Annotated in this window: 13 protein-coding genes; 2 read left to right on the top strand and 11 right to left on the bottom strand. The window is 57.8% G+C overall.

Annotated elements, in window-relative coordinates; genetic code table 11:
* The 6 genes from ACFX4O_RS18685 to ACFX4O_RS18710 are packed head-to-tail and all read right to left on the bottom strand — an operon-like array spanning nt 1 to nt 6,102.
* Nucleotides 1-993, bottom strand: a complete 993-nt coding sequence (locus ACFX4O_RS18685) for a carbohydrate kinase family protein (RefSeq protein ID WP_380210248.1) — start codon at nt 991-993, stop codon at nt 1-3.
* Nucleotides 993-1,853: a ketose 1,6-bisphosphate aldolase gene (locus ACFX4O_RS18690; protein ID WP_131407113.1), complete on the bottom strand. Its 861-nt coding sequence runs from the start codon at nt 1,851-1,853 to the stop codon at nt 993-995. The genes ACFX4O_RS18685 and ACFX4O_RS18690 overlap by 1 nt, the downstream gene beginning before the upstream one ends.
* 11 nt (nt 1,854-1,864) lie before the next feature.
* The gene (locus ACFX4O_RS18695; protein ID WP_131407114.1) at nt 1,865-2,551 is read right to left on the bottom strand and encodes a D-lyxose/D-mannose family sugar isomerase; all 687 of its coding nucleotides are present in this window, start codon (nt 2,549-2,551) and stop codon (nt 1,865-1,867) included.
* Between the two features lie 51 nt (nt 2,552-2,602).
* Nucleotides 2,603-3,544: an ABC transporter substrate-binding protein gene (locus ACFX4O_RS18700; RefSeq protein ID WP_131407116.1), complete on the bottom strand. Its 942-nt coding sequence runs from the start codon at nt 3,542-3,544 to the stop codon at nt 2,603-2,605.
* A gap of 40 nt (nt 3,545-3,584) precedes the next feature.
* The gene (locus ACFX4O_RS18705) at nt 3,585-4,586 is read right to left on the bottom strand and encodes a ribose ABC transporter permease (protein ID WP_131407119.1); all 1,002 of its coding nucleotides are present in this window, start codon (nt 4,584-4,586) and stop codon (nt 3,585-3,587) included.
* On the bottom strand, nt 4,579-6,102 hold the full coding sequence (locus tag ACFX4O_RS18710) for a sugar ABC transporter ATP-binding protein (RefSeq protein ID WP_380210195.1): 1,524 nt from the start codon (nt 6,100-6,102) through the stop codon (nt 4,579-4,581). Before ACFX4O_RS18710 ends, ACFX4O_RS18705 begins: the two co-directional genes overlap by 8 nt.
* Nucleotides 6,103-6,227: 125 nt before the next feature.
* Here ACFX4O_RS18710 and ACFX4O_RS18715 point away from each other — a divergent pair, with 125 nt between their 5' ends.
* Together ACFX4O_RS18715 and yjdP are read left to right on the top strand one after the other, a co-directional pair.
* Entirely contained in the window at nt 6,228-8,792 is a 2,565-nt protein-coding gene (locus ACFX4O_RS18715) for an ATP-binding protein (RefSeq protein WP_380210197.1), read from the top strand.
* An 80-nt stretch (nt 8,793-8,872) separates the two neighbouring features.
* A complete protein-coding gene (gene yjdP / locus ACFX4O_RS18720; RefSeq protein ID WP_131407127.1) occupies nt 8,873-9,184 on the top strand; it encodes a DDRRRQL repeat protein YjdP in 312 nt (103 codons plus the stop codon).
* A gap of 5 nt (nt 9,185-9,189) precedes the next feature.
* Here the strand turns inward: yjdP and ACFX4O_RS18725 are convergent, their stop codons facing one another.
* The 5 genes from ACFX4O_RS18725 to phnL all read right to left on the bottom strand — a co-directional run bounded on the left by ACFX4O_RS18725 (nt 9,190) and on the right by phnL (nt 12,918).
* The gene (locus ACFX4O_RS18725) at nt 9,190-9,525 is read right to left on the bottom strand and encodes a low molecular weight protein tyrosine phosphatase family protein (protein WP_131407129.1); all 336 of its coding nucleotides are present in this window, start codon (nt 9,523-9,525) and stop codon (nt 9,190-9,192) included.
* Nucleotides 9,526-9,731: 206 nt separating this feature from the next.
* Entirely contained in the window at nt 9,732-10,490 is a 759-nt protein-coding gene (phnP, locus tag ACFX4O_RS18730) for a phosphonate metabolism protein PhnP (RefSeq protein ID WP_380210199.1), read from the bottom strand.
* A 60-nt stretch (nt 10,491-10,550) separates the two neighbouring features.
* On the bottom strand, nt 10,551-11,102 hold the full coding sequence (gene phnN, locus ACFX4O_RS18735; RefSeq protein ID WP_380210249.1) for a ribose 1,5-bisphosphokinase: 552 nt from the start codon (nt 11,100-11,102) through the stop codon (nt 10,551-10,553).
* Nucleotides 11,099-12,235, bottom strand: a complete 1,137-nt coding sequence (gene phnM / locus ACFX4O_RS18740; protein ID WP_380210201.1) for an alpha-D-ribose 1-methylphosphonate 5-triphosphate diphosphatase — start codon at nt 12,233-12,235, stop codon at nt 11,099-11,101. Before phnM ends, phnN begins: the two co-directional genes overlap by 4 nt.
* Nucleotides 12,232-12,918, bottom strand: coding sequence for a phosphonate C-P lyase system protein PhnL (gene phnL / locus ACFX4O_RS18745; RefSeq protein WP_380210251.1), 687 nt, complete (start codon nt 12,916-12,918; stop codon nt 12,232-12,234). The genes phnM and phnL overlap by 4 nt, the downstream gene beginning before the upstream one ends.
* Nucleotides 12,919-12,924: the final 6 nt, after the last annotated feature.

Raw genomic sequence — 12,924 nt, forward strand, 5'->3', positions numbered from 1 at the left:
TCAGCACTCTTGTAATAACGCATCCAGCGTTTTCGCGCCGTCAATGGCGTTGGCGCACAGCAGGCTGGCGCGGGCGCAGGCATGCGCGAGCAGGATGCTTTTTTGCAGCGACCAGCTTTCGTGGCAACCATATAAAAACCCGGCGCAAAAGGCATCTCCCGCTCCCACGCTGCCAATAATTTCGGCCTGGCTCAACATCCGCGAAGGCACCCAACTGCCCGTTTCGCCGGGTGCTGCACCCCAGGCACCTTCCGGACAGTGAATCACTACTCGCTGTTTTACGCCCGCCGCCAGCAGTTTTGCTGCTGCGAGGGCGATATTGTCGATATGCGGCCCGTCGTCGGCAGTGCGCATCGGCAGTCCGCTGAATTCGCCCGCTTCCAGTTCGTTGATCACCAGGTAGTCGAGATGCGGCAAGCAGGGGAGCACCAGCGGCTGATAACGCGGATCGCCCTTGCGCGACACTAAATCCAGCGACGTTTCAAAACCCTGTTCGCGCATTTGCGCCAGCAGGCGTGCGCTGCGGGTGCCAAATTCATCATCTGCTTTATCAAGGCTATCGAGCAGCAGCAAATAACCGAGATGGAAAATCTTCAGGCTGCCATCCAGCCCGTCAAAGGCCGACAGATCCAGCAGACGGTTCGCACCCGGCGAGTGGAAAAAGGTGCGCTGCCCGGAAGGATCGGTCATCACCTGTGACATGGATGTTGGTGCAGAAGTCGTGCGCTGCACATGCTGGCGGTTGACGTGGTACTGCTCCAGCATCGCCAGAACATAGTCGCCGTCGCTGTCTTCTCCCACCAACCCAACTGCCTGCAACGGTAAACCAACGTGCATTTTTGCCAGCGTCAGCAACACATTCAGCGGCGCACCGCCGGTGGAGCGTTCGCTGTGGGTGATTTCCGCCAGCCAGCCGCGCTCCGGCCACTGCACAATCTGGTGGACATGATCGACCAGCATATTTCCGGCGGCGATAACCCCTTTACGTTCCATCACAGTTGCCCCGCGCTGCCAAAGATGCGCATCTGCCCGGCGACGGTATCGGTAATGGCTTCTTCAACACTGAGCAATAGCTGCGCGAACTCATCGTACAGCGGCTGGCGGTTGCCCATGCGCTGCTCAATGGCGCCCAGCGCGGCTTGCGACATGCCGGTGTAGAAATTGATCTTATGAATGCCGAGCGAGATAGCGCGGCGGAAATCCTCATCGCTAATGCCGGAGCCGCCATGCAGCACCAGCGGTAGGCCGGTTTGCTGGCGAATGGCGTCAAGGCGTTCAAAATCGAGTTTCGGTTCGCCTTTGTACTTGCCGTGTGCGTTACCGATGGCGACCGCCAGCGTATCGATGCCGGTGCGATCCACAAAATCACGTGCCAGCGCCGGATCGGTGAAACAGGCTTCATCAGCGTGGCCATATAATGCACCGCCTTCATCGCCGCCCACCGCGCCCAGCTCGGCTTCAACGGAAACGCCCACCGCGTGGCACATCTTCACCACTTCCCGCGTCTGGCGAATATTCTCTTCGTACTCCAGCGTAGAGCCATCAAACATCACCGAGCTAAAGCCGAGCCGCAAGGCACGCACCACGGACTCAAAGTGCAAGCCGTGGTCGAGATTTAATACCACCGGGATCTCACTGCGGGCGGCTTCGAATTTCACCGCTTCAACCAACGAATCCAGCGAGATGTATTTAAAATGCACTTCGGCGATATTGATGATAAAGGGCGATCGCTCCTGTTTCGCGGCGGCGAACAGCGCGCGTAAAAAGTGGGAGTCGAGCACGTTGAACGCGCCTAAAGCGTAGTGATGCTCGCGGGCGTGCGCCAGGCCTTCGGCAAGAGAAATCAGCGACATAGCAATCTCCTTTAGCTTAGAAACAGAGGATACTCGTTACACAACACCAGCAGCGCCGGTTCGTCTTCCAGAACGTTGTTGTAGCGATCCATGGTGTGCAGGAAGTGGTTGTCATGTTCGTCATCGTTAACCGATGAAACCTCCCCGACCAGCACATCGCCAAAGCCTGGCTCGCCCCAGAAGCTGTGATACAGCCCCGGTGGCAGGCAAATACTTTCCCCTGGTGAGAGGCGCAGCTGGCTGCCCGCCGCGTGTGTCTGAATGCAGCCATCAATGACCACGGTAACGTCGGTATTCAGCGTCTCGTCATTCGCCCCGGCGTTCCACAGTTCAATAATTAAATTGCCGCCGCCGCGATTAATGATGTCCTCGCGCTTGCGCCAGTGAAAATGCATCGGTGTCACCTGCGCGTCGCGCACATGCATGATCTTTTCCGCATAGCATTTTTCATAGGGCGCGCCGTTGGGCGAGCCGTTACGCAGCGTAAATAGCGTCAGTCCCTGGGCGTAGAAGTTCTCACTGCCGAAGGCGGTGACATCCCAGCCTAACTTCAGATCAAACACTTCGCGCCAGGCCTCTCTGTCCAGCTGTTTCCATTTGGCTGGCGGAAAGCTGGCAAAAGGAGGCAGATGCACATCGTGCATCGAGAAGAACTGCCGCGTATGGCCGAGAATCTCATTAATGGCGGAGCGTTTCATGGTATCCCCTGTGTTGGCACTCCCTCTCCCTTGCGGGAGAGGGATAAACCGTTATTTCACCGTCCAGCCTTTGTAGCTCCCGACATTCTGTTTATCGATCATGGTCACCGGGATCAGCACCGGCGCTTTTGGCGCCGCTTTGCCTTGCAGGATGTCATAACCAATTTCCACCGCACGGGCGGCCATCACTTGCGGATCCTGCGCCGGGGTGGCGACAAACAGCGAGTTCTTGCGTTTCAGCGCCTCTTCACCGTCCGGGCTGCCATCGACGCCAACAATAAAGAACTCTTTACGTTGTGCCTGTTTGGCGGCCAGATCGGCACCGATCGCCGTCGGATCGTTAATCGCAAATACCCCGTCGATTTTCGGGTTAGCAGCCAGTAATGAAGTCATCACTTCCAGCCCGCCTTCACGGCTGCCTTTGGCGTTTTGGTTATCGGAAAGCACCTTGATGTCCGGGTGGCGTTTAAACTCGGTCTGGCAACCTTCAACACGGTTCTGCACGGCGGAAACCGGTGGCCCGTTGATGATCACCACGTTGCCTTTGCCTTTCAGACGATCGGTGATGTATTTACACGCCATTTCGCCTGCCTGGGTGTTATCGGAAGTGATGGTGGCGTCAGCGCCTTCCGCCGCCACGTCAACCGCTACGACGACGATCCCGGCGTCTTTCGCCCGCTTCACCGCCGGGCCGATGCCTTTTGAATCTGCGGCGTTGAGGATGATCATGTCGACTTTGGCGGCGATAAAGTTATCGATCTGCGCCACTTGCTGACCCAGGTCGTAGCCGCTGGAAACCAGCGTCACTTTGACCTTATCGCCCGCCAGTTTGCGCGCTTCCAGTTCTGCCCCTTTCGTGATTTGCACGAAGAAGGGGTTCGCCAGATCGCCCACCGTGACGCCGATGGACTTCAGTTCTTTGGCCTGCGCGAACGGGGCGCTGGCCAGCAGAGCACCCGCGCAGAGCGCAGTGACAAGAGGTTTAAGACGCATGCTGTAATCCTCGCTTATGTTGCTGTTTTGTAGGGTATTGTTATGCTGCCTGATGATGCCGGGTACGGTATTTGTCGATCAGCACCGCTATGATGATCACCGCCCCTTTGATCACCAATTGCCAGAAGTAGGAGACGCCCATCAGCGTCATCCCGTTATTTAAGGTGGCGATAATGAGCGCCCCCACCAGCGTGCCGGTGATGGTGCCAATCCCGCCGACAAAGCTGGTGCCGCCGAGGATCACTGCCGCGATGGCGTCCAGCTCATAGCCCATGCCGAGGTTGCCGTTGGCGCTGTACAAGCGCGAGGCGCTCATTACCCCGCCAAGACCGGAGAGCAACCCGCTCATGCCATAGACGAACAGTAAAACCAGCCACACTTTGATGCCGGTCAGGCGTGCGGCCTGCATATTGCCGCCGACCGCGTAAATATGAACGCCAAGCGTGGTGCGGCGCAGAATGAACCAGCACACCGCGATCACCGCGAGTGCGATCACCACCAGCCACGGCACCGGGCCGAGGTAGTTATTGCCGATCCATTCAAAACTGATGTCGGAGTTAATCACCGTGGTGCCATCGGCCAGCAGATAGGCCGCACCGCGCAGCGCGGTATAAGTGCCGAGTGTGACAATAAACGGCGGTAACCCGGCAAACGCGACCAGCACACCGTTAAATAACCCCAGCACCAGGCCAAGCATTAGCGCCGCCGGAACCGACAGCATGGAAAGCTCCGGCATTAACGACACCACCATTGCCGCCACCGCCGTGGTGCCAAGAATCGAACCGACAGAGAGGTCGATACCGCCGGTCAGAATGATGAAGGTCATCCCCGCCGCCAGCACGATATTGATCGACGCCTGGCGGGTAATGTTCAGCAAATTGCTTTCGGTAAAGAAGTTCGGCGTGATAAAGCCAAACACGGCGACAATGAGGATCAAAATCGGCAAGATGCCGACCGTTTGCATCAGATCGCCCATCAACATTTTTTTGGCGGAGGCCGATTTGGCGACCTCGGTGGCTGTATTTTCTTTGGAATCAGTCATGGTGTACCGCCGGGTGTAGGGATTCGTTAACGCCGGTCGCCAGCGTCATGATGTTTTCCTGGGTGATGTCGCCGTTGAGTAACTCTCCGGCAATCTCGCCTTCGCGCATGACATACACGCGATCGCTCATGCCGACCACTTCCGGTAACTCACTGGAGATCATCAGGATCGCCACGCCTTTGCGCGCCATCTGGTTCATGATCCGGTAGATCTCGCTTTTCGCGCCGACATCGACACCGCGCGTTGGCTCATCAAGGATCAAAATTCGCGGGCCAATCGCCACCCAGCGCGAGATCAGCAGTTTTTGTTGGTTGCCGCCGGAGAGCCCGCCCGCCCGGACTTGCGCGTGCGGTACGCGGATGTTGAGCAGCTTGATGGCATCATCGGAGATCGACTGCGCTTTCTTGCGATCGAGCATTCCCCAGGCAGCATCGCGCTCAAGCGTCGCCATGGTGATGTTCTCCTGCGCCGCCAGTTCGAGAAACAGCCCTTGTTCTTTGCGGTTTTCGGTCAAAAAACCAATGCCCAAATCAATGGCAGCGCGCGGGGAGTGGATCACCACCGGTTCGCCATCGACTTCGATCATGCCGCCGGTGGCTTTGCGCACGCCAAAGATCAACTGCGCCAGTTCCGATCGCCCCGCACCAACCAGCCCGGCAAGGCCGACGATCTCCCCGGCGCGGACATGCAAACTGACCGGCCGGATCTTTTCGTTATCAGTCAGGTTGTGAATGTTCAACCGCGGGTTGCCGAGCGGAATGTCTCGCTCTTTGTTAAACAGATCGCTGAGCGGCCGCCCGACCATCATGCGAACCAGTTCGGAGGCGTTGAGTTGGTCGCGGGTCAGGCTGCCGACGTATTGCCCGTCGCGCAGTACGCTGACGCGATCGGAAAGCTCATACACTTCCGCCATGCGGTGGCTGATGTAAATAATCGCCATGCCTTGATCGCGCAGGCGCAGGATCAGTTCGAACAGGCGGTGAGTTTCACGCGAGGAGAGGGCGGCGGTGGGTTCATCCATCACCAGGATGCGGCTGTTGCGATGCAATGCGCGGGCGATCTCCACCTGCTGTTGCTCGGCGATGGTTAACGTCATCACCCGGTCGGTGGCTTTAAAATTTGCGCCAAGGCGATCGATCACCGCCTGCGCTTGTGCCGCCATCTCTTTGCGCTGTACCAGACCGCCGCGGGCGATTTCGCTACCGAGAAAAATGTTTTCGGCGACGGTAAGATTGGGCGCGAGCTGCATCTCCTGGTAAATCAAAGTGATGCCCGCCGCCAGCGCGTCTTTCGGGCCTTTTATCGTATAGGGCTGGCTGTCAATCAGGATCTCGCCGCTGGTGGCGCTGTAAGCCCCAGCAAGGATTTTCATTAACGTACTTTTGCCCGCGCCGTTTTCCCCCATCAGCGCGTGGATCTCGCCGGGCCAGACCGTCAGGTCCACCCCTTTGAGCGCGTAAAACTTGCCAAACGCTTTGGCAATGTTGCGCATCTCCAGAACGGGCGTTGTGCTCATGTCAGGCTCCTCGGAAGGACGATATCCGCACTTCATCACACGTTCGTAAATGCACAATGTCAGAAGCTGTTCATATTTGTCATAGTGACGCCACGCAACCGCGTTGAGCCTCTTGTGGAGCCACTATGCCGTATCGCGCGAATTCGTTTTTTTCCAGCGCCCGTGGGCGGCTGCTGTTTTTCAATGTGTTAGTGGTGGCGGTGACCTTAATGGTGTGCGGCGTGGCGGTGTTCGGCTTTCGTCATGCCAGCCAGATTCAGGAACAGGTGCAGCAGCAGACACTGGACGATATGACCGGCAGCATGAACCTGGCGCGCGATACCGCCAATGTCGCCACGGCGGCGGTGCGTTTGTCGCAGGTGGTGGGGGCGCTGGAGTACAAAGGCGAAGCTGAGCGGCTGAAAGCGATGCAAAGTGCGCTGCAACACTCGCTTAACCAACTGGCGAATGCGCCACTGGCGAAGCTGGAACCGCAACTGGTGGCGCAGATTACCCGGCGCAGCCATGAGCTACAGCAAAGCGTCACCGAAATGCTGCAACGCGGGCAGCGCCGTCACCTGGAGCGCAACGCGCTGCTCAGCTCGCTCTACCAAAGCCAAAGCTACCTGCGTCATTTACAGGAGATAAATACGCGGGAAGGGGGAAATATCCCCGACAGTCGCCTGCTGGAAGAGATGGACCGGCTCATCGTTGCCGCCATTCAAACACCTTCTCCGCGCCCAACCATCAAGCAGCTGTCTGAGGTGATGGCAGAACTCCCGTTGCAAAGCACCAGCCCGGTAGTGGCGTTTATCCTGCCTGATTTCAGCGCCGAGTTGCGCAAACTGGAGCCGCTGTCGCTGCAACTGGAAGAGAGCGATCTGGCGATCAGCTGGTCGATGTTTCATATCAAAGCGCTGGTGGCGCTGCTCAACAGCGACATTAACCAGTATGTCTCGGAAGTGGCGAAAGCCTCTGAACTGCGCACCGCGCAGAGCCACCGGGAGATGCGATCCATCATTGCGTTTATCAGCATTTTCGCGCTGTTGGCGCTGGTGATCACCGGCTTTGCCGGGTGGTATATCTACCGTAACCTGGGGTCTAATTTAACCGCGATTTCGCGTGCGATGTCGCGACTGGCGCACGGTGAACAGGACGTTTCCGTGCCAGGTTTGCAGCGGCGGGACGAGCTGGGTGAACTGGCGCGTGCGTTTAACGTCTTTGCCCGTAACACCGCCTCGCTGGAGCACACCTCAAAGCTGCTGAAAGAGAAAAGTACGCAACTGGAAACCACTTTTCACGCCATGCGCGATGGCTTTGCCCTGTTTGATAATCAGGGCTGTCTGGTGGTGTGGAATCCGCAATATCCGCTGCTACTGGGATTAACCGCCGACGCGCTCCAGCGGGGCCAGCATTATCAGCGTTTACTGCATCAGGTGAGTGATTTACCCAGCCATGTGCAGGAGAATCTCGCCCGCCCGCTGCCAAAACCGCAGGAGTTGCGGCTGGCGGATGACCGCACCATTGAGCTGCGCTTCAGCCCGGTGCCAGGGCGCGGAATGGTCAACGTGGTACTGGACCGAACCGAGCGTAAAGGGCTGGAAGCCGAATTGTTGCACAGCCAGAAGATGAAAGCGGTCGGGCAGCTAACCGGCGGCCTGGCGCATGATTTTAATAATTTGCTGGCGGTGATCATCGGCAGCCTTGAACTGGTCGCACCCGGTTCGCCGGATGCGCCACGTATCACGCGGGCGCTGAAAGCCGCCGAGCGCGGGGCGTTGCTCACACAGCGCTTGCTGGCGTTTTCGCGTAAACAGTCGTTGCATCCGCACGCGGTTGAGATGCAACCGTTGCTGGAAAACCTTGGCGAGCTGATGCGCCATTCCCTGCCCGCCACATTGACGCTGGAGATTGAGGCGCAGAACCCGGCGTGGCCGGCGTGGATCGATGTCGGTCAACTGGAAAACGCCATCATCAATCTGGTGATGAACGCCCGCGATGCCATGGAAGGACAAAGCGGCGTTATCAAAGTGCGCACCTGGAACCAGCGCGTGACCCGCAGCGACGGACGCAAGCAGGATATGGTGGCGCTGGAAGTGGTGGATCACGGCTGCGGGATGTCGCAAGAGGTCAAAGCGCAGGTGTTTGAACCGTTCTTCACCACCAAGCAGACCGGCAGCGGTAGCGGGTTAGGGCTGTCGATGGTTTACGGCTTTGTCCGCCAGTCCGGCGGGCGAGTAGAGATTGAAAGCGCGCCAGGGCAAGGCACCACGGTGCGTTTGCAATTGCCGCGCGCGGCAGTGCAGGTGGTCAATCACCCCGAGCCAGATTTGGCGCAAGTGCGCGATACCCGCGACACGCTGATTCTGGTGCTGGAAGATGAAGCGGATGTGCGCCAGACGCTATGTGAACAGCTGCATGAGCTGGGGTATTTAACGCTGGAGGCCGAAAGCGGCGAGCAGGCGCTGCAACTGCTGAGCGCGTCGCCGGAGATTGGCGCGCTGATTAGCGACCTGATGTTGCCCGGTACGTTAAGCGGTGCGGAAGTGATTAACCTTGCGCGTCAGCACTACCCGCAACTGCCATTGTTGCTAATAAGCGGCCAGGATCTGCGCCCGGCGCATAACCCTGCTTTGCCGGATGTCGAGTTGCTGCGTAAACCGTTTACCCGCCTACAGCTCGCCCAGGCATTGCGGCGCATTGCGGCGTAGTGGATTTGAGATTCCTCCGCTACTCGGCGCATGAGTGGCTGAATTAACGTAAGCCTCGTCCCTATTTGAGGCTGGCCTTTATGAAACGTTACGCGAACGCGCTGGTGCTCGGCGCTCTCTTACTCAGTGGTCAGGTTGCCCACGCGGATATGATTGATGATGCGATTGGTAATATCCAGCGGGCGATTGGCGAAGCGTATAACCCGGATAGCCGCGATGACAGGCGCGATGACGACTATCAGAACCGCGACCAGCGCAGGCAGTATGACGACCGTTATCAGCAGCTTGAGGACCGGCGCCGTCAATTGGATGACCGCCAGCGCCAGCTCGATCGCGAGCGGCGCCAGCTGGAGGATGAGCAGCGCAGGCTGGAAGACGATGACTATCGCTAACGCGGCTACGCAGGGATGCGTAAGCCCAGACGCAGCGGAACAACATCTTCCAGCAGTGCGACCAGTTGCGGGTCCATAAAGTGATAGTGATCGGGAATATCCAGCACATAAACCGGTTTATGCTGCACCAGGCGACTGAAGTCTTCCAGAATCCGGCTTTTGTGATGCTCTTCCATGACGCAGATAACATCCGCCCAGGAGAGAATGGCGGGGGAGACGGTTTTTCTCGCCTGGCGCTGCGTGCCAGCGGAACGGGCATTTAGCCCCGGGTAGCGGCGAAAAACCTGCTCAGCTGTGGGGCTGCGCCATTGGTTTCGGCTACAAATAAAAAGCACATTCATGGCAAGCTCAATACTCTGTCAAAGCCGCGATGTGCTAATAACTACCAGGTCACACGCGGGTAAGTAAGACCCCGTTGCGTTATGCGCAACAACTTTTTTGCTTCGAGTCTGTACGCTTAATCCCTCAAACGACCTCTTTACAGGCTGCGTCTGCTTATTCCGCTTCCACCGGAAAAGATGCGACGAATATATCCATATTGTGCGGTCTAATCCAGCACAATCCGCATGCCATCATACCCTGCTTCAATTCCCGTCGGCAGCGGGTTTTTCATCATCCATTGATCAAAGACATGACTGATATGCGTTAGGATAACTCTTGGGCAGCCAATCACCTCATTCAGGGCGATAACCGTGTTCAAATCGCAGTGATTTTTCGGCGTTTGCGCACGCGGTTCATAAGAACAATCTATCACCACGACTTGCGGATGATTATTGAGCAAAAATTTCAGCGTCTTGTCCGGCAACCCGCCGGTATCCGACAGCCACGCCACCCGGCTGTGCGCCGATTCGAACAAATAGCCAAAGGTGAGTTTCGAATGGTTCAGCGGCAGCGGCGTCACCTGTAAACCTTGCAAATCAAACACCACAAACGGTTCAACGGTATGGCTGAAATCGAGCAGGCCGGGGTGCTTAAACAGATCGTCGCAACCCTGTTCATCCGGCGGGCCATAGACCGGGATTTTATCGCCCACGCCCCAGCGCAATGGGAACAGCCCCTGCACATGATCCATGTGATAGTGGGTTAGCAGGAATTGCTGAAAGTGACCGGCGGGGAAGTTATCCATCAGATCGGGAATACCGGCGTCGAGCAGCGTCACCGCGTCGTTAAATTTGACTACTGCGCTGCAGGGCCTGCGGCGATAGGCTTCGTTTTGACGGGCGCGGCTGCAGGCGGCGCAGTCGCAACCAAAAGCCGGCACCAGTTGTGCGCCGCCGGTGCCGGTAAGGGTAATTGTCAGGCTCATAGCGCCTCGCTTTCACGGTGGAGTCAACGTAACCGGCGCAGCAATGCTACGCCGACATCATTACGCGCTTTTCCCTTGTTGCGCACGAATCAGCATGACCAGTCCTTCTACTGACTGTAGCAAACTGCCGTCGTTATTCAGTGTCAGGCAGTTGCCAGGCTGGTAACGCGCCGCACGTTCCAGCCGCGCTTCAATCTCTGTGGCGCTCTCTCGCCCCCGTTTTTCCAGACGCTGGCGCAAAATGTCTGGTGAAACCTGCACGTACACCGGCATTAGCACTTCGCCATATTGCGTTTGCGCCTGTTGCAGATGCCCGCGCGAACCGTTTACCACCACATCAAACCCGGCCTGTAGCCAGAGATCAATCTCTGCGCCAATGCCGTAATAAAAGTCGTTGGCATGCCAGCTCAGCGTAAACAGATGCTGCTCGTCGCGAGTGAAAAACTCCTTCTCACTCAATGCGATATGGTTCTCGCTCCCGGCGCTGGCCGGGCGGGTGATGTAGCGGTGCGCAACCAGTAATTGCGGGTGTTCCCGCTGGCGCAGCGCCGCCAGCAGCGAGTCTTTGCCCGCGCCGGACGGCCCCATTAACCAGATCAGTCTGCCCATCAGAACACCCTTTTCCCCTCACGCCAGACATGATCAATGCGTACGTGGTCGCCTTTGTGGTGTGCCAGCACCAGATCCGCCCGCTTCCCTTCGGCGATCACGCCACGATCGTTAAGATTCAGCGCCTGTGCCGGGTTTTTGGTCACCAGGTGAACCGCTTTCTCCAGGCTGAAATCATTCTCTTCATCGCTGGCCACGCGAAACACCGCATCCAGCAGGCTGGCCGGGTAGTAGTCGGACGATAAAATATCCAGCATGCCAAGTTGCGCCAGTTTGTGTGCCGCCACGTTGCCGGAATGGGAACCGCCGCGCACGATATTGGGCGCGCCCATCAGCACACTTAATCCATGGTCACGCGAGGCTTCCGCCGCCGCGAAAGTGGTCGGGAATTCGGCAATCACGCTGCCTAACTGGTGCGATTCGACAACGTGCTCGCGCGTGGCGTCATCATGGCTGGCAAGCGGCAGGTTGCGCGCGTTGCATATTGCGGCGATGGCTAACCGGTTGGGCTGCGACCACTGCGCGGCGAGCGCCAGTTGCTCCTGTTCAAAGTGATCCATCTGCTCATCGGTGAGGTGATATTTGCCCTGATAATATTCACGATACTTCTCATAGCTGGCGTACTGGCGCTGTCCCGGTGAGTGGTCCATCAGCGACACCAGCGCAACGGGCTCGCGGCCAACCAGTTTTTCAAACAGTGGCAGAGTGGTGTGATGCGGCAGTTCACAGCGCAGATGCAGGCGATGCTCCGCGCGATTCAACCCGCGTTTTTGCGAATCCTCCACGGCGTTGATCATCTTTTCCAGATTTTCCAGCCGGTCGCCGCCGTCGCGCACATCGCCAATGGCTACCGCATCCAGCACTGTCGTAATCCCGCTGGCAACCATCAGTGCGTCGTGGCTGCTCATCGCGGAATGGGCGGGCCAGTCCACTTTCGGGCGTGGGGTGAAAAACTTATCCAGGTTATCCGTATGCAGTTCAATAAGCCCCGGCATCAGCCAGCCGCCATCGCCATCATGCGCACCGGGCTGGCGGCTTTGGGTTTCGGCAAAAGCACGAATCACGCCGTCACGAACTTCCAGCGAGCCGCTGATCACCTCATCTTCGAGGATCAGTTTTACATTATTGATAATCATGCGGAGATCCCCATCGGGTAGAGGCGGTCGGCGACATGTTCCCGGACTGCGCCATCATGAAAGATGCCGACAATCGCTGCGCCGCGCGCTTTCGCCAGCGCGATCAGTTCAACGACGGCGGCGCTGTTTTTCTCATCCAGCGAAGCGGTAGGTTCATCGAGCAGCAAAATCGGGTAGTCGACGATAAACCCGCGCGCAATATTGACGCGCTGCTGCTCACCGCCGGAAAAGGTCGCGGGAGCGAGGTGCCACAAGCGTTCCGGCACATTCAGCCGGGTGAGCAGTTCACCCGCTTTTTGCGCGCACTGTTCGCGGGCAATACCCTGCTCCAGCAGTGGTTGCATTACCACATCCAGCGCGCTAACGCGGGGAATAACGCGTAAAAACTGGCTGACCCAGCCAATGGTGTGGCGGCGCACTTCCAGCACTTTACGCGCCGGAGCCTGTACCAAATCCACCCATTCGTCGCCGTGTTTGACATGAATATGCCCGGCATCGGGCAGGTAGTTGGCATATAGCGAGCGCAGCAGGGTCGATTTCCCACTCCCGGAATGACCGTGCAGCACGACGCATTCACCGGCCTCGACGCTGAGCGATGTCTCGCGCAGCACCGGCAGGCGCACACCGTTTTGATGATGCAGGACAAAGGTCTTGCTGACATTTTCCACACGCAAAACAGTCATCATCCA

Origin of the sequence: Kosakonia sp. YIM B13571, assembly GCF_042788095.1 — a bacterium.
In the GTDB taxonomy this organism is placed as follows: Bacteria; Pseudomonadota; Gammaproteobacteria; order Enterobacterales; family Enterobacteriaceae; genus Kosakonia; species Kosakonia quasisacchari.